The sequence below is a fragment of the Streptomyces sp. NPDC046122 genome, assembly GCF_056429965.1.
Genome location: NZ_JBWKLQ010000002.1, coordinates 642,328 through 659,525 on the forward strand (window position 1 = coordinate 642,328; position 17,198 = coordinate 659,525).

Genomic DNA, 17,198 nt, shown 5'->3' on the forward strand with positions numbered 1-17,198 from the left:
GCCGGGAACACCCGAGAGCGGCGTGAGGAGGAGCGCGCCGCCCGTGAATGTCCAGTTGTGTGATGCACGAGGGCCTTTGAGGCCACTCGAAGTAAACATATATACCGCCGAGTACGCAAGGGTATGAAAAAATTCATACCCTGCGTGGTGTGAAAGAGCGCGCTGAGTAACCGGCGACAAGGGGGCTGCTCACGCGGCGGCGAGGGCGGGAGCTAGTCCTCCAGGAAGAAGTCGTGCTGCTCGGCGACCTGCTCGTACCCCTCGAGACGCGACTGCGTGCGTACGGGATCGGCGTCGGCCATGGCCTGCAGAACGGCGGCGGACATGACCCCGGGCGCCGAGTAGGAGTCGAAGACGAGGCGGGACCCGGTGCCGGCGGTCAGGACCACGTCGGCCTCGTCGACGAGCGACCCGAGGCTCAGATCGGTGATCAGCGCGACGCGCAGCCCCGTGCTGCGGGCGGCCTGCATCGCCGCCAGGGTCTCGTTGGCGTGCCGGGGCATCGCGAACGCCACCACCCAGGTGCCGCCCGCCTCCCGCGACTGGAGCAGCGCGTCGAACGCGACGCTGCCACCACGGGTGACCAGCCGTACGTCGGGATGGATCCGCCGCGCCGCGTAGGCGAAGTACTCCGCCAACGAGACGGAGATCCGCAGGCCGAGGACCGTCAGAGGCACCGAACGGGCCAGCTCACGGCCGACGTCGAGCACCCGGCCGGGGTCGGCGAGCGTACGCCGCAGGCTCTCCAGGTTCTCGATCTCGGCGTCGACGGCCGCCTGGAGCTCGTTGCGGCGCACCTCCTCCCGCACTTCGGGGGACACGGCGACGGAACTGAGCGCGATGGGCTGCAGGGCCTCCCGCAGGGCGGGGAACCCGCTGAAGCCGAGGGAGGACGCGAACCGCGTCACCGAGGGCTGGCTGACCCCCACGCGCTCCGCCAGGTCCGTGATCGACAGGAACGCGGCCTCGGTGAGGTGGTCGACGATGTACTGGGCGATACGCCGCTGCGCGGGCGACAGCCGGTGGCCGCCGAAGAGCGCCCGGACGCGGTCCCTGGGGGACGCCTCCGTGTCGGGAGCCCGCCTGCCCGGCGTGATCGCGGACGCCTGCGCGCGTGCCTGCTGCCTAGATGGCACCGGCGTGCCTCCCTCTCGTCCCACAGACGCTCAACATAGCCCACTCCCCGGGCGGGGCCGTCGGCGTCGATCGCCTGCCGCACCGGGTGGGCGCGGCGGAGAATCCCGGCGGAGGCGATCATGGAACGCGAGGCGCTCGTCACGGTGCTCGGTGCGACGCCGCCGACACCGCGACGGCCGCCCGCCGCCGCCTTGGCCTGCGGCGGCCAGGTGATCCGGGACGGGACCGCCTGCCCGCGGTCGCTGCGCGGAGTCGGACGAGCGCCGCCTCCGGCGCCCGCCCGGCCCGGCCCCCCTGCCCCCGTACCGGCACCCGCTCCCCCCAGGCACGCCCCCGTCAAGCGCGGCCCCGGCGGGCCCTGGCCGCGCGCTCGGCCTCCTTGCGCCTCTGGACGGTGTACGAGGACCAGTCCCCGCGGTGCAGGTCGGACCTCGACGCGCCCACCATCGCCAGGCGCCGGCACCGGGTGCCCTTCTCCGTCGGCGCTCCACACCTGGACTGCGTACGAGCCATGATCCCCACCCCTGGTCCCGGCTGTCGTGCGGTCGTCTCCAGGGTCACGGGACGCACAACGCCGGCGGAAGGCGCACCGCCGTCCGGCCCGGAGCACGGCGGACCGGGACCGGTCGCTCGGGGGCGCACACTCCCGTCAGGCGGCGAGAGGGACCTGCTCACCCTCGGCCGGGTCCCTGTAGTGGGCCCAGATCTGGTTCAACTCGTGCTGGTAATAGAGCGAGTACAGCCCGGCGACAATCATGAGAATCAGCCCGACCACGGGGCTGCAGTTGGGCTGCATTCCGGCCGAACGCTGCATACGGGCGATGCGCTGACCGGTGTTGTAGACCGACACGAAGGGCGGGACGATCACCAGCCAGCCGAGAGTGACGGCCAGAACGGCCCCGGCCGGGTTCACGTCGATCCGGTCGTCGAGATCGCGGGCCTCGCGGTTCACTTTGTAGTACCAGACCAGGTGATAGACGCCCAACGTGATAAGCGGCCAGACCAGCCAGACAAGAAAGATATTGCGGTACTTACCGGCGCGACCAGCCACGACGCACCTCCCGTGCATTCGGTGGTCCCTGTATCCAGTGGAGTACGTCCCTCTCCTCCAGTGCAGCACGGTCCTCGGCATCACGCGCGCCACGCACGACCGACCGTTTCCGGACGACGGCCGACGCCTTCCCCGGCGTCCGGAAGCCGGTGAACTCACCAGCAGGGGACGAACCGCGCCGGAGCGTCCGCCGGGGCGTGCGGCCGGCTGCCGCAGGCCCGGCACACGGTGTCCGGTGGGCAGTTGAGCGCTTCCGGGGCCACACCCGCCGGTGCGCCCCACGGCACGCCGTCGGCCGCGGGCCGGCAGCCCGAGGTCTCCGTCAGCACCCGCCTGAGCTCATGGCGCCGCCGCATCTCCCTGACGTCGCCGTGCGGCATCCGCCGCAGAGGCAGCGGAGCGAGAATCCACAGCGCGGTGCACAGCACAGCGAAACCGAGGAGGATCCACAGCGTCGTGCCTGACATAAGAATTACCATCTTCCGCCACTAGGGATTTCCGCAACCAAGGGGTCACGTCGGCCCGTTGCACCCGTGACGCGCAGGAAGGGTGCGACAGTATGCCGCATAACGCATGGGCATATGCCTGGTTACGCACTCACGGCCAATCGGGACACTGGACCGACCCGGTATACGCACAGAGAACCGGAAGGCTTATAGCTCATGTCCCTGCAGAACTGATTAACCACTTGAAGGACGTCATCCATATGCGACAACGCCTCCACCCGTTTGCCGCGCATCCTGCTTAATAGCCGGACAGTTGGATGGATCATGACGAACGCGATCCATTCTCCCGGCGGTACGCGTCACGTGCCCGGCGCGCAGAGCGACGCGGCCGGGGCCGCGCTCCGGGCCGGTGACGCACCCGCATCCGGCGTACGGATGGGAGCGTGGGTCTTCACGCCGTCCTCCGTGCGCTTCGCCCGGGAAGCGGCCGCGACGTTACGCGACAAGGACCGGTGCATCCCTCTGCGGTACACCTCCACGGTCCTCGAGGACTTCGTCGTGGTGATGGAGGACATCGAGGACGGCTTCGTGGCGCAGTCCCGCACTTCCTCCCTGCCCGACGGGCACGGCAACCAGCAGAGCGGGCAGAGCCTCCATGCATGAGACCCGGCGCGGCCGTCACAGTCGTCCCGAACCGCCCGCCCCGACCGGCCCCCACGCCGCCTGGGCGCCGCCCGTCACAGGCGCCGCCCCCTACAGCGGCGAACACTTCTCTTCGATCGACCCGTGGGACCCGGCGGAGGAACTGGCCCACCTGCTGCAGGAAGCCATCGCCGCCGAGGCGAGCACCGCAACCCTGCCGGGCTCCCACCCGGCCACGGTCACCGACGCCGAAGACTTTCCGCTCGCGGGGCCGGACCACTCACCGCTCACGGGCCTGACGGAGATCACGGCGGAACTGCCGCCCGTCCGGCCCCCTTCGCCCTCCGGCCGCCGCCGGCCCCGCTCGCGCAAACGCGCGGTCAGCGCCATGCAGCGGACGAGCTTCGCACTGGCCGCGCTCGCCGCCGTCGTGGTCTCCATGGTCTGCGTCTTCGGCGGGATGGTCACCTACGACCCGCTGCGCCACCTCGCCCAGTACCGCACCTCGGCCGGCGCGGTCGGCTGGTGGCCGCTGCTGGTCTACGGACCGTGGATGGTCGCGTCCCTCTCCATCCTGCGCGCCGCTCTCCACCAGCGCCGCGCCGCCCACTCCTGGGCCGTCGTCCTCGTCTTCTCGACGGTGTCCATGCTCCTGTGCGTGGCGCAGGCCCCCCACACCCCGGTCGACGCCGCAGCGGCGGCCCTGCCCTCCCTCGCCGCACTCGCCTGCTTCCAGCAGCTCGTCCGCCAGATCACCCTCACCCGCCCGCCCCGCCAGGCCACCCCCCGCCACAGCAACACCACCCGCCAGCCCAAGCCCCCGACACCTCACAGCGATACCCGGGCTTGATGCAGCGGCAAAGGTGCGTGCGGGGGGGCGTTCGTCCGGCCTGGCCGCTTCCCGCAGCTGCGGCACCTGCTCGCACTGGTGAAAAGCCCGCCGTCATCCACTGGGCATACGAAGTGGCTGCTCGGCCAAGTTGCTGTCAGGCGGGCCGGGGCACGATGTCGACTGCCCGGTAGGCGTACCCGTCCTGGCTGAAGCCGGGGGCCTCCCACCGCAGATCCACCCGTTGTCCTGGCGCCAGTGTGCGGAAACCTTCCATGCGGATGCGGGAGTAGTGACCCCAACAGCCGCCAGGAGTCTCGGAAGAGTCGAGAACGCCCCACCCTTCCTCGTCGCGCCACTCGCGGACAGTCGCCATCACCATGGGCGAGACCTTATGGCTTGCGTCCATGGCGGCGTACTGCGGACCCCGGTCCGGGAAGCCGGAGACATCCAGAGCGTGGCTCTTCCCCGACCTGGCCGAGCGCCCACTTCGTCAGTCACGCCGCGAACCGGTTACGCCGATGCTGGGCCCGAGGTCCGTGGAGGCAGCCAACGAGTGGGCTGCGGTACGCAGATCACGTTCCCACTCCGGGAGGTCGCCGGGGCTGATCCATTCGCTGTAGTCCGCCGCAACGGAGAGGAACCGTATCTCCTCCCGGGTGCGAGCTGCCACCGCCATGCCCAGCCCGTCAGCCACTTCCCCGGGGCTCAGCCGGCCATCCGTGAGACCGAAGGCGAGGCTCACGAGGAGACAACGGCCGGCGGTCTCCGCGTCCGGAACCGGCACATCGAGTTCGTGCAGAGCTTCGACGTACAGCTGCCGGATCTCAGCCTCATCGCCCCGGCGCGGCAGGCCGGCCAACTCGCGCAGGGCCGGGGAATCGCGGCCATCGACGAGCGCAAGCGCAGCGAGCATCGGGAGCTCCTCGACACGGAGTTGTTCCGCCACGTACTGCCAAGCACTGTGCTGCAACCGGTCCAAGCAGCCATCATGCAGGCGGGCGAACTGTTCTGGCCAACCGAATACTCGTCGTTTCGGTTCCGTCCAGCCATGCGAGCGAGGTGACCAGAAGACCGCGCGGCAGACCGTGCAGCACCGGGTTCCGAGTCGAGGAGTAAGTGCCGTACAGACCTTGCACGCACGCCCGGAACGTCGACAGCTCTATGCCACAGCTGCCCTGCGATGTATCCGTCAGGCCGGTCGGCAGTCGCACGAACTCCGCCGCGCCCTGCGCAGACGCCACTCCCCCGCCGTACAGGCGGCGGAACGAGAAAGGCCCAGGCTTCCGGGTTGCTACCGGTGACCTGGACCTTTGTCGTGTTCCTACTGGTGGGCGCGGACGGTTTCGAACCGCCGACATCTGCTTTGTAAGAGCAGCGCTCTACCCCTGAGCTACGCACCCGTGGATGAGGCAACAGCGTACATGGATCCGGGCGAGGGATGGCAATCGGACGATGGTCGCCGGGAAGCGCGGCCGAAGGCTGCTGACCAGGGGGGCGGCCGCCTGTGGCAGGGCGGAGCCGGCGGGGGCTGGGGGGATAACCCCACCATCGTTCGGTGGTGGGCCGCATCGTGCCGGTATAGGGACCGCTCATACGGTGAAGGCTCACACGAGGCACTACTTGGGGGATCGATCACCGTGGCACTTCGTACCCGCACCTTGCTCGCCGTCGGCGGGGCAGTCGTCGGCGTGGTCGCTCTGAGTGGTTGTGGCGCACAGGCGAAGGACTCGCCCGCCGAGCAGCGGTCGTTCCCGTTCAGCGGGAAGAAGCTGACCATCGACGCGGAGAACTCCGAGATCGAGCTCGTTCCGGCCGATGTGAAGGACGTCGAGGTCACGCGGCGGACCGACGGCTGGGTGTTCATGGGGAACGGTCCCGATTCCAGCTGGAAGATGCAGGACGGCAAGCTCATCCTGCGGCAGGGCTGCGAGGCGGTCGCCAGCGACTGCGATTCGTGGCACCGGATCAAGGTGCCGCGCGGGGTCGCCGTGACCGTGACGGACGACAACGGAACCGTGTCGGCGTCCGGCTTCGACACCGCCCTGCGACTCGGCGCCGACAACGGGGAGGTCACCGTCAAGGACTCCAGCGGGCCCCTGGAGCTGACCAGCGAGAACGGCGGCATCGTCGCGGAGGGCATCTCCTCCAAGCGGGTCGACGCCGACTCCGCCAACGGAAGTGTCCGCATGAGCTTCACGGCCGTCCCCGACCTGGTGGAGAGCGACAGCGAGAACGGCGGCATCAGCATCGACCTGCCCAAGGCCGCGTACAGCGTCACCGCGCGGAGCGACAACGGCGGCGTCAAGATCGGCGTGCCGCGCGACGCCGACAGCCGGCACGTGGTGCGGGCGCGCAGCGACAACGGGGAAGTCACCCTCCGAACCGCGAACTAACGCGCCCGTGTGTTCGTCCTTACTGGTGGGAGAATGAACCGGCAGGGGCGGACACAGCACGGGAGAGGGATGTGACGGCGACAGACGCGCAGCCGTGCACGCAGCGAGTACGCCGCCGTACGACAGCGGGTGCCGTCAGGGACGTCGTCACGCTCGCGCTGCTGCCGGTGCCGCTGCTCGTCGCGTCGCTCCCGCTCGCCTTCACCGGCGGCGGTACGAGACGGTGGTTCGGCGGCCGCGGGGAGAACGTCCGCGCCGACGCCCAGGCCGCCAAGGACGCCGCGGCAGCCGCCTTCTACGAGCTGGACACGGCCCAGCGCGACCTGCGGATCTCGATCGAGACGATCACGGCCGTGGACAGCTCGCCGCAGGGCCGCAAGGCCGTGGAGGACTTCGCCGCGCTGGGGCGTCGTATCGACGAGGTCAGCCACACGTACATCACAGCCGTCGACGCGCACGATCTCGACCGCGACGACCTGGAGGCCGCCACCGCCGCCAGGGCGCGCGCGGAGCTGACCCGTGCGAAGGACGAGCTGGTGCGGGTCAAGGACGAGCTGGACCGGTACGCGCGAGGGCTCGGCCCGCTCCTCGAAACGGCGGAGTCGCAGCTCGCCCGGCTCGCGCCCGCCGTGGAGCGGGCCCGTCAGGCGCTGCTCGCGGCGAGCAACGCGCTGGACGCGGTACGGGCATCCGGGCTGCGGGCCGACGACCTCGCGGCGCGGCTCGCGGCCCTCGCACCCGAGCTGACCAGGCTCAACCAGGGCGCCGGACGGCACGGCGTGCCGGAGACGCTGCGACGCGCGGACCAGGTGCTGCGCGACGCCGAGGCCGTGCGGACCGAGGCCGAGCGGCTGCCGGAGCGGGCGGCGGAGATCGACCGGCGGCTGGTGTCGCTGCGGACGCGGGCGCAGGCGCTGACGACCCGGGCGGGCCATGTCGAGCCGGTCCTGAGCGAGCTGCGCCGCCGGTTCACGGCTGCCTGCTGGCAGGACCTCCAGGGGGTGCCGGCGCAGACCGCGGACACCGTCCGCAAGGCCGAGGAGAAGATCAAGGAGGCGGCGAAGGCCCGTGACGAGCAGCGGTGGCCCGACGCCGTCGCACTGCTGAGCACGGTCCGGGCGCTGCTGAACTCCACCGACGAGGCGGTGTCGGCGGCCGGTGACCGCCTCCAGCGCCTGAACGCCGTGTCCAAGGACCCGCAGCACGAGATCGACCGCACGCGGTTCGCGATCAGGGACGCCCAACGGCTGGCCATGGCCGGCCGGAACACTCCCGATCCGCGCCATGCCCGCCCGCTGGACGACGGGGTGGCGCGGCTGGAGCGGGCCGTCGCGGGTCTGGAGGGCCGCCACCCCGACTACTGGCACTTCCTGACCGAGACGGAGGCGGTACGGCGGACCGTGGCGCGGGTCGTCTCGGACATCCGGGAGGAACGGGGCGCGGGCTCCTGAGCGCGGCGGCGACTCAGTAACCTGTGTGCATGCCCCGTTACGAGTACCGCTGCCGCTCCTGCGGCACCAGCTTCGAGCTCAACCGGCCCATGGCCGAGTCCTCCGCGCCCGCCGTCTGCCCGGACGGGCACGAGGACACCGTCAAGCTGCTGTCGGCCGTCGCCGTGGGCGGCACGGCCAGGTCCGCCGCCCCCGCTCCGTCCGCAGGCGGCGGCGGGGGGTGCTGCGGCGGCGGGTGCTGCGGCTGACGCCCGGCACGTCCCGAGGCGGACTCTCCTCGCGGCCGGCGCTTCCCGTGGCCGGCACCAACCGTCGCTTTCCCGAGGCCGACGCTCCGCGCGGCCGCCGCCATCCCCGAGGTCAGCGCTTCCGGGAGAGCGTCACCCCGTCCGCCACGGGGATCATGACGCTCTCCATGCGCTCGTCGCCCGTCACGCGATCGTTGAACTCCTTGATCGCTGCCGCCGCGCCCGTGGCGTCCGGGTCCGTGACGCCGCCGCCGAAGAAGACGTTGTCCGTGGCGATCACCCCGCCCTGCCGCATCCGGGGCACCAACTCCTCCCAGTACGGCACGTAGTTGGGCTTGTCCGCGTCAAGGTAGGCGAAGTCGATGTGCGGCTCGTCGGGCATCGCGCGCAGGGTGTCGAGGGCGGGCCCGATGCGCAGCTCGACGCGGTCGGCGACACCCGCCTTCGCCCACGCCTCGCGTGCGTACGCCGTCCATTCCTCCGACACGTCGCAGGTGATCAGGCGGCCGTCGGCGGGCAGGGCCCGTGCCATGGACAGTGCGGAGAAGCCCGTGAACGTACCGATCTCGACGATGTGCCGGGCCCGGGTCAGCCGGACGAGGAAGGCGAGGAGGGGGCCCTGCTCCTCGGCGGACTGCATGCGCGCGTGCCCCGGCAGTTGCCGGTACGTCGTTTCGACGAGCTCCCGCTGCTCGGCGTCCAGCGGCGGGTTGTGCGCCAGCATGTAGGCGTACAGCCCGTCGGTGAGCGGAGTGCTGTTTCCCTTGCTCATCGCGTTCCTTCACGGTAGTCGGCCGGAAGCCTTCTTCAGCCTGGCTTCAGGCAGCGAATTCTATGGTGGCGCGCATGATCGGAAGCGGCGCACCACAGTGGATCAACTCGCTCATGGACACCCTCGGGGCACCGGGCGCGGGCATTGCCATCGCGCTGGAGAACCTGTTCCCGCCGCTGCCCAGCGAGGTGATCCTGCCGCTGGCCGGCTTCGCCGCCAGTACCGGGCAGATGAGTCTGACCGCCGCTCTGCTGTGGACCACGGCGGGCTCGGTGGTCGGTGCGCTCGCGCTGTACGGAGTGGGGGCGCTGCTGGGGCGCGAGCGGACCGTCGCCATCGCCGCCCGGCTGCCGCTGGTGAAGGTGTCCGACATCGAGCGGACCGAGGCATGGTTCGTCCGGCACGGCGCCAAGGCGGTGTTCTTCGGGCGCATGATCCCGGTGTTCCGCAGCCTGATATCGGTGCCCGCGGGCGTCGAGCGCATGCCGCTGCCGGTCTTCCTCGGCCTCACCACGCTCGGCAGCGCGATCTGGAACGCCGTCTTCGTCCTCGCCGGTTACACGCTGGGCGAGAACTGGGAGGACGTGACGGGGTACGTGTCCGCGTACTCGAAGGTGGTGCTGGCCGGCGCCGCGCTGGCGGTGCTCGCCTTCCTGGTCCGCCGGATGCTCAGGCCGGGCGCCGGCCGGCGGCGCGGATGAAGGACCGCAGGATCTCCTCGCCCGCGGCGACGCCCGCCTCCGGCAGGACGGTGACCTGGGGGGCGGTCCAGCCGGTGTCGGCCAGCTCGCCGTGTCCCGGCCGCCAGCCGCGGTCCGCCGCCAGCAGCAGGTCGGCGTCGAGGAGGGAGTCGCCGGCGGCGAGAGTGAGGGTGGCGCCGCTGCGGCGGGCCACCTCGCGCATGGCCGCGCTCTTGGTGAGCGGCTTCGGTACGGCGTAGATCTTCCGGCCCTGGAGCGAGACCGTCCAGCCGCGCGGCTCCGCCCACTCGCCGAGTTCCTTGACCCATTCGTCCGGCAGCAGCGCGCGTTCGACGACGAGGTAGGCGAAGAGGTCCTCGGCGACCCGCTCCTTGAGCAGCCAGGCGGGGTCGGCGGCGGCGACGAGGTGGGCGCGGACCTCGGCCAGGGTGGCGCACTCGTCCGCGAGCCGGGTGGCCACCTGGGCCTGCCAGTCGGGGTCGGACACTCCGTCGACCAGGAGGTGGCCGCCGTTGGCGCAGATCGCGAAGCGGGGCGTGGGGACCGGCAGCCGGATGCGGTGGTACTGCTCGCGGGTGCGGGTGGTCGTCGGCACGAAGCAGGTCTGGGCGGCGAGCTGTTCCATCAGGCCGGCGGCCGTCTCCGTGAGGTAGGAGAGGGGCTTGCCCTGGTACACCTCGACGCAGAGCAGCCGCGGCGCCTCGGCGTCGGGCATGCGCAGCGCGAGCGCGGCGGTGGAGTAGATCAGGGTGCGGTCGAGATCGCTGGCGACCAGGACGGTCGGGTGGCCGGTCACTTCGCTGCTACCGCCTTGCCGTCCGCGCCGGTGGCGCCGCGTGTGTACTGGGGGTGGATCAGTCCGACGCAGGTGTACGGGAGCCCGTCGACCTCCTCGACCGGGACGCCGCGCTGCTCCGCCAGGAGCCGTACGTGGTCGAGGTCGGTGCCGGCGTCGCGCTTGGCGAGGATCTTCCAGGGGACGCGGCGCAGCAGGACGCGGGTGGTCTCGCCGACGCCGGGCTTGACGAGGTTCACGTCGTGGATGCCGTACTCCTCGCTGATCCGCTCGACGGCCGCCCAGCCTGCCCAGGTGGGGGCGCGGTCCGCCGACAGCAGTTCCTTGACCTCGGCGTCCACGGCGCCGGCGACCTCGTCGAAGCGGGCGGCGACCGTGTCGAGGAAGAGGCCGGAGACGTCGTCGGCGGCGAGTTCGCGGTAGAACTTCGCGCCGTGGAAGTCGTCGGGGCCCACCAGGTCGGACCGCAGCACCGTACGGGAGACGAGACCGGAGACGGTGGAGTTGAGGCAGGCGGAGGGGATGAGGAAGTCCTCGCGGGTGCCGTAGGTCTTCACGCAGCCGCCGGGGTCGGCGAGGACGGCTATCTCCGGGTCGAAGCCGCGGATGCCCGTGGCCGCGGCGAAGGCGTCCAGGGCCTGGGCCAGTTCGCGGGTGATCGCGCCCTTGCCCGTCCAGCCGTCGACGAAGACGACGTCGGCCGGGGCGTGGTGCGCGGCGAGCCAGCGCAGGGCCGTCTCGTCGACGCCCCGGCCCCGGACGATGGAGACGGCGTAGTGCGGGAGGTCGAGCCCGTGGCGGTGCTGGGCGTAGCGCCGCATCAGTACGCCGACGGGTGTGCCGGCGCGGGCGAGGGAGACCAGCACGGGGCGCGGGGAGCGTTCGGCGAGGACGGTCTCGGTGACGGTGGCGACGGCCTTGGCGATGCGGGCCGCCGAGGTCTCCAGGGCGGCCTTGAAGAGCTGCTGGTACTGGACGGTCGGCTGGTACTCGACGGGCAGCGACTCGGCGTAGTGCGCGCCGCCGCTCTGGATCGCTTCCTCGCGCTCCTCGGTCGGGGCCTCCAGCTCGACGTCCGACAGGTCCTGGAGGAGCCAGCCGACGTCCTCGGGCGCGTAGGAGGAGAAGGCGGGGCCGCGCAGTGGCTCGGGCATGTGCGGCTCCTGCCGTCGGGGGTCGTGTTCGGGTGTGCCGGTCGCACCGGGGGTGTACGACGGTACGACCGCCAGGACGACGTGTCCGGTGTGGGCGGCGAGGCCCGCGAGCAGCCCGTCGGGCGCGTGCAGCCGGGGAGTGTCGGCTGCCGAGTCGACGACGGCGACGACGGCGTCGAAACCGGCGCCGGCGACGTTGTAGGCGTAGCGCGTGCCGGGGCCGTCGGCGGGGTCGTCGTGCGCCGGGAAGACGATGCGGGTGCGTATCGCGTAACCGGGGTCGTCGACGGCGAGCACGGGCGAGCGGGTCGTGGTCGAGTACCGGACTTCGGCGTCGACGCGCTCCTCCAGGGCGGTGGCGAGCCGGAGCGGCGCGTACATGAGCTCCTCGAAGCCGAGGACGAGGACGCGGCGGACGCCGTCCGGCAGCGCCCCGGCGACGCGCTCGGCCATGCCGGGCAGCGCGGCCTCCAGCGCGGCCCGGTGCGCGGGCGTGAAGCCGTGGCGCCCGCCGTCGGGCACGCCGGCGGGCCAGCCCAGCTCGACCCGGACGGGCGCGGCGCCGGGGCCCGCCGGGGCGGTGGACGCCCGGGCATCCGCCGTGGGCTCGTGCCGGGCCACCAGATCCTGGCCCTTGGCCAGGACGTCCTCGGGGAGGCGGACCGTGCCCGAGGCCAGGGCGACGAGGTCGACGCGGGCACCGATCTCGCGCGCGAACTCCTCCAGCCGCCCGCGGTCGCGCGCCGAGCGCATGTCGACCAGCGCCACGATCACGTACCACTGGCGCGGGTAGCGCGCGTGCAGGTCGCGGACGGTGTTGAGGACCGTGTTGCCCGTGGAGAACTCGTCGTCGACCAGGACCAGCGGCCCCTCGCCGGCCAGCAGCGCGGGGTCCTCCGGCAGCAGCAGGTGGGAGGTGGCGTGCGAGTGGGCCTCCTCAAAGCCGCCGGCCGTCGCCACGCCGTCGACCGGGCGGCGCGTCGAGTGCAGGTACGGCGCCACACCGATGCCGTCGGCCACGGCGTGGCCGAGGCCGGTCGCCGTCTCCGCGTATCCGAGGACCACCGCGCGGGCGGCGGCCTCGTCGCCGAGCAGCTTCCGCACCTCCTCGCCCAGCGCGAAGCCCGCTCCGTACACCCGCGACGGCAGCTGCGGCACGTGCTTGCCCAGCACGTTGGACACCAGCAGATGGGCCCGCTTGGGGTTACGGCGCAGGGCCAGTCCCAGCAGATCGCGCAGCCCGCCCGGCCCCTGTCCCTCGCCGTCGCCGACGAGTTCGACGCCGAGCCGCTCCGCGACCCACGATCCCGACCACACCACGTCGTCAATCCCCATCTCAGTCGGATATCCCCGCTGTCAGCAGCTCCACGAAGCCGACGTCCTCGCGGGCGACGCCGAAGACCTCGGCCCGCAGCAGCGTGCGCTCGGCCCACGCGCGGTGCGGCTTTACTTCGTTCATCTTGTTCGTATACGCGGAGCGCATCACTCCGCCACCGTCCCGCTCCGGCCGCGCGATGTCCCGCGCGTCGGTGAACTCCTCGTGGCTGACCACCGACAGCGCGTGCACGGGCAGGACGTGCGAGGGGTGGATGCACGTCTTGCCGAGCAGGCCGTTCGCCCGGTCGAGCGAGATCTCCCGCAGCAGACCGTCCATGTCGTGCTCGATGAGCGACGCGCGCAGCGCCTCCGCCTGCCCCACGAAGGGGCTGCGGCGCAGCTGCGGCTTGAACATCCGCTCCTGGACCCGGAAGTACTCCCAGACCGGGCCGGTGATCGTGAAGCCCGTGCCGTCCGAGCGGCCGAGCACGTTGACCACGTCGGCGATGACGCCGGCGACGATCTGCACGTCGTACGCCGTCATGTCGGGCGCCCTGCGCAGCCCGTACGCCGAGCAGAAGTCGGTGACGCCCAGGCGCAGCGCGAGCACCCGGTCGCGGTACTTGTCGACGGTGCGGGCGATGCCGCGCAGCGTCTCGGCGCGGGTCTCCAGGTGGAGCAGCTGCGGCGATTCGAGCACCGGCATGGCGAACAGCCGGTGGCCGCTCGCGGCCTCCGCGGCCGTGAGCGCCTCCAGGAAGGCGACGCCGCGCTCCTCGGTGAACTTCGGCAGTACGAATCCGGACAGCAGGCGTGCGGAGGCGCCGAGCCGGTGCACCAGATCGGAGATCTGCGCCGGCTCGCGCACCCGGACGAACAGCAGCGGCAGCTCTCCGCCGCGCGCGTCGAGCTCCGCGAACTGCCGGACGAGGTTCTCCTCGGCCCCGGCGACTTCGGCGTCGTCGATGGAATCCTCCAGGCACAGGACCATCGAGACGACCCCGCGCCCCGCCTGCTTGACCACGTCGTCGGCGAGCCGCGGCCGGGTGGCGGGACTGTAGAGCGTGGCGCCGAGAGCGGCGGCGAGCGTGCGGGCCGGGGAGCCGGCGTCGAATACGACCGGCTCCCGGTGGAACAGGTTCTCCCGGACAGAAGGCGGGATATGCCCGAAATGACGCATGAATATCCCCCCGTGCTGCCGTGTCGGCCTCTCGTGTGTATGGCCGGTAATAGTACGTAGGGACGACGACAGGAGTTCCCGGCGTCCGTGAATTTCAGGTTACCCACGGATATCCGTTCATGCCGGTGAGCACCCCCGCGTTGTAGGGGGGAGCCCCGGGAAGGCAGGATGACAGGCATGACGCACGCCATGCTGAAGGGCTCGAACGTCCCGCTCGAAGCCACAGCCGTAAGGGCTGTGCTGCGCTGGACCCCCGGCCCCGACGTCCCCGAAGTGGATGCCTCGGCGCTGCTGCTCGGCGTCGACCGACGCGTACGCTCCGACGAGGACTTCGTCTTCTACAACCAGCCCCGCCATCCCTCGGGGCTGGTGCGCAGCCTGGGCAAGAAGCGGCTGCCCGACGGCGTCACCGACTCGGTGCAGGCCGATCTCGCGGGGCTCGAACCGGCTGTGGACCGCGTGCTGATCGTCGCCTCCACGGACGAGGTGCCGTTCGAGCGCGTGCACGACCTGCGCATCGAGGTGTACGACGCCACCGCCACCGGGGGTACGGACCCGCTCGCGTACTTCGAGGTCAGGCCCGAGACGGGGGCGGAGACCGCGCTGATCTGCGGAGAGCTGTACCGGCGGGGCGAGGGATGGAAGTTCCGGGCGCTGGGCGAGGGTTACTCCAACGGGCTGATCGGGCTGGCGACCGACCACGGCATCTCCGTGGACGAGACGGACGAGGCCGAGAGCTCGGAAGCGGCGGGCGAGGCGGCGTCCGCACAGACGCAGGCCCACACCGCGGCGGCGCAGACGGCGACGCCGGCCGAACCCACCCAGCCCATGCAGCCCGCGTACGGATACCCCCCGGCCGCCGACAGCCCGGGCCAGGGAGCGCCGGCCTCCGCCTACGGCTTCCCCCAGTCGGCGTCGACACAGCCCGCCTACGGGTATCCGCAGCCGGCGGCCGCCGCCGCCTTCGCACCCGATCCGAACTTCCGCCTGCCGCCCCAGGGGCCGCAGTTCGTACGCTCCCCCTAGGGGCCGGGCCGCCCCCCGGCCCACCGGGCTCCCGTCACGTCTTCGTCTTGTAGCCGCGGCCCCACTGGAGGCCCCAGCCGTACAGGCGGTCCAGCTCCGCCTGGAAGCCGTAGACGAACTTCACCTCGCGGCGGACCACCAGGTCCCCCTTGACGTTCTCGACGGTGAGGACGGCGCACGAGCGCGCCTGCGGGGCGCGCTCGTCGAGCTCGATCTCGATGCGGGGGCCGTTGCCCGGGAAGAGCGTCACCACGGCGTGCGTGCGGTCGAACGCCGGTGTCTGGTCGTAGATGTAGACGAAGACCAGCAGGCGTTTGATCTCCTCGCGGTGGTCGAGGTTGACGTAGATCGTCTCGCCCGACGGGGCGCCGAACCGGTCGTCGCCGCTGAGCCGGACGTACGGCGGCGCGTTCAGGTTGCCGAGGAAGCCGCCCAGCGGCTGCACGACGCCCTTCGTGCCGTCCGCCAGCTCGTACAGGCATCCCAGGTCGAGGTCCACGTTGACGACGCCCTGGGTGTGCGCCTGCACCAGTTCCGGCTGGAAGAACTTCAACGGGCTGCGCAGCGGACTGACGCTGCGCCGCCGCTTGCCCCCGATGTCCGAGGTGCGCATCCGCCACGACAGGTTGACGCGCAGGTTGCCGCTGGTCGCGCCCTGCTTGGTGAGCGATACCGAAGGGTTGCGCCTGGTCAGCTCGATCGCGTTGCTCGCGTTGCCGGACGCGAACGGATCGCCCGCCCTGTCCCGCCGCAGGCTGTCCCAGATGGTCATTGCGCCCCCACCCCCAGGGTGTCTTCGTACACGTCCCCGCCGAGCCCGCCGCACGGGCGGCGGGGCGGCCCCGAGGCCGATGCCTCGTGACCGCCCCGCTCAGAGCGTTCCTCAATCCCTACCGGGTCACACCCCGGACGGGACCTCAGTCTTGTCCCCCGAGCCCGGCCCGGAGCCGCCCTCGGCCGCCGCGAGCCGCTTGTTGCGGCGGATCGAGGACAGGAACGAGGCGGCGATCAGGAGGACACCGACGAGACCGGTGATGATCTCGCTGATCTCGTGCTCGATCGTGATCAGCAGGATGACGGCGAGCGCGCCGATCGCGTAGTGCGCGCCGTGCTCCAGGTAGACGTAGTCGTCGAGGGTGCCCTGGCGGACCAGGTAGACCGTCAGCGACCGTACGTACATCGCGCCGATGCCGAGGCCGAGCGCCATCCAGAAGATGTGGTTCGTGATGGCGAAGGCGCCGATGACACCGTCGAACGAGAACGAGGCGTCGAGGACTTCCAGGTAGAGGAAGAGGAAGAACGCGGCCTTGCCGGCGAGGCCGACGGCCGACACCTGCTTGCCTTGTGCCTTGGCCTTCTCCTCCTCCTCGTGCTCCCGTTCCTCTTCCTCCTCGATCTTGTTCTCGAAGTGGCTGGAGAGGCCGCCGACGACGAGGTACGTGATCAGGCCGGCGACGCCGGAGAGCAGCACCGTGGCCGACTTGTCCTGGTATCCCGAGCTGGTGTGCGCGTGCGTCGCGAAGGTCATCGCCGTGCCGAGCAGGACGATCAGCGCGATGCAGACCGACAGCATGTCGACCTTGCCGAGCTTGGCCAGCGGGCGCTCGAGCCAGCCGAGCCACTTGATGTCCCGGTCCTCGAAGATGAAGTCCAGGAAGATCATGAGCAGGAACATGCCACCGAAGGCCGCGATCGCCGGGTGGGCGTCCGTGACCAAGGCCTCGTACTGCTCGGGCTTGTCCATTGCGAGCTGGACGGCCTCGATGGGCCCGACCTTGGCGCTGATCGCGACGATGGCGACAGGGAAGACCAGCCGCATACCGAAGACGGCGATCAGGATGCCGATCGTGAGGAAGATCTTCTGCCAGAAGGCATTCATCTTCTTCAGGATTCCGGCGTTGACGACCGCGTTGTCGAACGACAGCGAGATTTCGAGGATCGACAGGATCAGTACGACCCCGAACGCCTCCCACCCCCACTGCCAGGCGGCGAAGGCCAGTCCGAGTGCCGTGACGGCAAACGACCAGCCGAAGGTTTTCAGAACCACTGGCT

At 71.1% G+C, this 17,198-nt stretch carries 19 protein-coding genes and 1 tRNA gene; 7 read left to right on the forward strand and 13 right to left on the reverse strand.

Annotated elements, in window-relative coordinates:
* Positions 1-212 precede the first annotated feature (212 nt).
* The 3 genes from AC07FK_RS07770 to AC07FK_RS07780 form a co-directional block, all read right to left on the reverse strand.
* A complete protein-coding gene (locus AC07FK_RS07770) occupies positions 213-1,136 on the reverse strand; it encodes a MurR/RpiR family transcriptional regulator (RefSeq protein WP_479103489.1) in 924 nt (307 codons plus the stop codon).
* Positions 1,137-1,786: 650 nt separating this feature from the next.
* Complete coding sequence (locus AC07FK_RS07775) at positions 1,787-2,188, reverse strand: DUF4234 domain-containing protein (protein ID WP_479103491.1); 402 nt, start codon at positions 2,186-2,188, stop codon at positions 1,787-1,789.
* A gap of 155 nt (positions 2,189-2,343) precedes the next feature.
* Positions 2,344-2,655 (reverse strand): hypothetical protein, encoded by a 312-nt coding sequence (locus AC07FK_RS07780; protein ID WP_479103492.1) that lies wholly within the window; start codon positions 2,653-2,655, stop codon positions 2,344-2,346.
* A gap of 303 nt (positions 2,656-2,958) precedes the next feature.
* On the opposite strand from AC07FK_RS07780, the gene AC07FK_RS07785 reads away from it, so the two are divergent.
* Together AC07FK_RS07785 and AC07FK_RS07790 are read left to right on the forward strand one after the other, a co-directional pair.
* Entirely contained in the window at positions 2,959-3,297 is a 339-nt protein-coding gene (locus AC07FK_RS07785; RefSeq protein WP_479103493.1) for a hypothetical protein, read from the forward strand.
* Entirely contained in the window at positions 3,290-4,126 is an 837-nt protein-coding gene (locus AC07FK_RS07790) for a DUF2637 domain-containing protein (RefSeq protein ID WP_479103495.1), read from the forward strand. The genes AC07FK_RS07785 and AC07FK_RS07790 overlap by 8 nt, the downstream gene beginning before the upstream one ends.
* 136 nt (positions 4,127-4,262) lie before the next feature.
* Here AC07FK_RS07790 and AC07FK_RS07795 read toward each other — a convergent pair whose 3' ends face one another.
* The 4 genes from AC07FK_RS07795 to AC07FK_RS07810 form a co-directional block, all read right to left on the reverse strand.
* Complete coding sequence (locus AC07FK_RS07795) at positions 4,263-4,487, reverse strand: cold-shock protein (protein WP_479103497.1); 225 nt, start codon at positions 4,485-4,487, stop codon at positions 4,263-4,265.
* A 111-nt stretch (positions 4,488-4,598) separates the two neighbouring features.
* Positions 4,599-5,021, reverse strand: a complete 423-nt coding sequence (locus AC07FK_RS07800) for a hypothetical protein (RefSeq protein WP_479103498.1) — start codon at positions 5,019-5,021, stop codon at positions 4,599-4,601.
* 73 nt (positions 5,022-5,094) lie between these two features.
* Positions 5,095-5,466, reverse strand: a complete 372-nt coding sequence (locus tag AC07FK_RS07805; RefSeq protein WP_479103500.1) for a DUF6086 family protein — start codon at positions 5,464-5,466, stop codon at positions 5,095-5,097.
* Positions 5,434-5,508: transfer RNA gene (locus AC07FK_RS07810), tRNA-Val, on the reverse strand. The genes AC07FK_RS07805 and AC07FK_RS07810 overlap by 33 nt, the downstream gene beginning before the upstream one ends.
* Positions 5,509-5,745: 237 nt before the next feature.
* Here AC07FK_RS07810 and AC07FK_RS07815 point away from each other — a divergent pair.
* The 3 genes from AC07FK_RS07815 to AC07FK_RS07825 all read left to right on the forward strand — a co-directional run bounded on the left by AC07FK_RS07815 (position 5,746) and on the right by AC07FK_RS07825 (position 8,200).
* A complete protein-coding gene (locus AC07FK_RS07815; protein ID WP_479103501.1) occupies positions 5,746-6,501 on the forward strand; it encodes a DUF4097 family beta strand repeat-containing protein in 756 nt (251 codons plus the stop codon).
* Positions 6,502-6,572: 71 nt separating this feature from the next.
* Positions 6,573-7,952 carry a hypothetical protein gene (locus tag AC07FK_RS07820; RefSeq protein ID WP_479103503.1) on the forward strand — a complete coding sequence of 460 codons (1,380 nt, stop codon included), beginning with the start codon at positions 6,573-6,575 and terminating at the stop codon, positions 7,950-7,952.
* A gap of 29 nt (positions 7,953-7,981) precedes the next feature.
* On the forward strand, positions 7,982-8,200 hold the full coding sequence (locus AC07FK_RS07825; protein ID WP_479103505.1) for an FmdB family zinc ribbon protein: 219 nt from the start codon (positions 7,982-7,984) through the stop codon (positions 8,198-8,200).
* A gap of 112 nt (positions 8,201-8,312) precedes the next feature.
* Here AC07FK_RS07825 and AC07FK_RS07830 read toward each other — a convergent pair whose 3' ends face one another.
* Positions 8,313-8,972: an O-methyltransferase gene (locus AC07FK_RS07830; RefSeq protein WP_479103507.1), complete on the reverse strand. Its 660-nt coding sequence runs from the start codon at positions 8,970-8,972 to the stop codon at positions 8,313-8,315.
* A 74-nt stretch (positions 8,973-9,046) separates the two neighbouring features.
* Here AC07FK_RS07830 and AC07FK_RS07835 point away from each other — a divergent pair, with 74 nt between their 5' ends.
* A complete protein-coding gene (locus AC07FK_RS07835; protein WP_479103509.1) occupies positions 9,047-9,673 on the forward strand; it encodes a DedA family protein in 627 nt (208 codons plus the stop codon).
* On the opposite strand, the gene AC07FK_RS07840 is transcribed toward AC07FK_RS07835, so the two are convergent.
* The 3 genes from AC07FK_RS07840 to AC07FK_RS07850 are packed head-to-tail and all read right to left on the reverse strand — an operon-like array spanning position 9,642 to position 14,120.
* Positions 9,642-10,469, reverse strand: coding sequence for an HAD family hydrolase (locus AC07FK_RS07840; protein WP_479103511.1), 828 nt, complete (start codon positions 10,467-10,469; stop codon positions 9,642-9,644). The two genes, AC07FK_RS07835 and AC07FK_RS07840, sit on opposite strands and share 32 nt — an antisense overlap.
* Positions 10,466-12,958 (reverse strand): phosphoribosyltransferase, encoded by a 2,493-nt coding sequence (locus AC07FK_RS07845; protein WP_479103512.1) that lies wholly within the window; start codon positions 12,956-12,958, stop codon positions 10,466-10,468. The genes AC07FK_RS07840 and AC07FK_RS07845 overlap by 4 nt, the downstream gene beginning before the upstream one ends.
* Position 12,959: 1 nt before the next feature.
* Positions 12,960-14,120: an HpcH/HpaI aldolase/citrate lyase family protein gene (locus AC07FK_RS07850; RefSeq protein ID WP_479103513.1), complete on the reverse strand. Its 1,161-nt coding sequence runs from the start codon at positions 14,118-14,120 to the stop codon at positions 12,960-12,962.
* A gap of 177 nt (positions 14,121-14,297) precedes the next feature.
* Here AC07FK_RS07850 and AC07FK_RS07855 point away from each other — a divergent pair, with 177 nt between their 5' ends.
* Positions 14,298-15,146 (forward strand): TerD family protein, encoded by an 849-nt coding sequence (locus AC07FK_RS07855; RefSeq protein ID WP_479103515.1) that lies wholly within the window; start codon positions 14,298-14,300, stop codon positions 15,144-15,146.
* 34 nt (positions 15,147-15,180) lie between these two features.
* Here the strand turns inward: AC07FK_RS07855 and AC07FK_RS07860 are convergent, their stop codons facing one another.
* Both AC07FK_RS07860 and AC07FK_RS07865 read right to left on the reverse strand, forming a co-directional pair.
* A complete protein-coding gene (locus tag AC07FK_RS07860; RefSeq protein ID WP_479103516.1) occupies positions 15,181-15,918 on the reverse strand; it encodes a TerD family protein in 738 nt (245 codons plus the stop codon).
* Positions 15,919-16,044: 126 nt separating this feature from the next.
* A complete protein-coding gene (locus AC07FK_RS07865; RefSeq protein WP_479103518.1) occupies positions 16,045-17,193 on the reverse strand; it encodes a DUF475 domain-containing protein in 1,149 nt (382 codons plus the stop codon).
* Between the last annotated feature and the right edge of the window lie 5 nt (positions 17,194-17,198).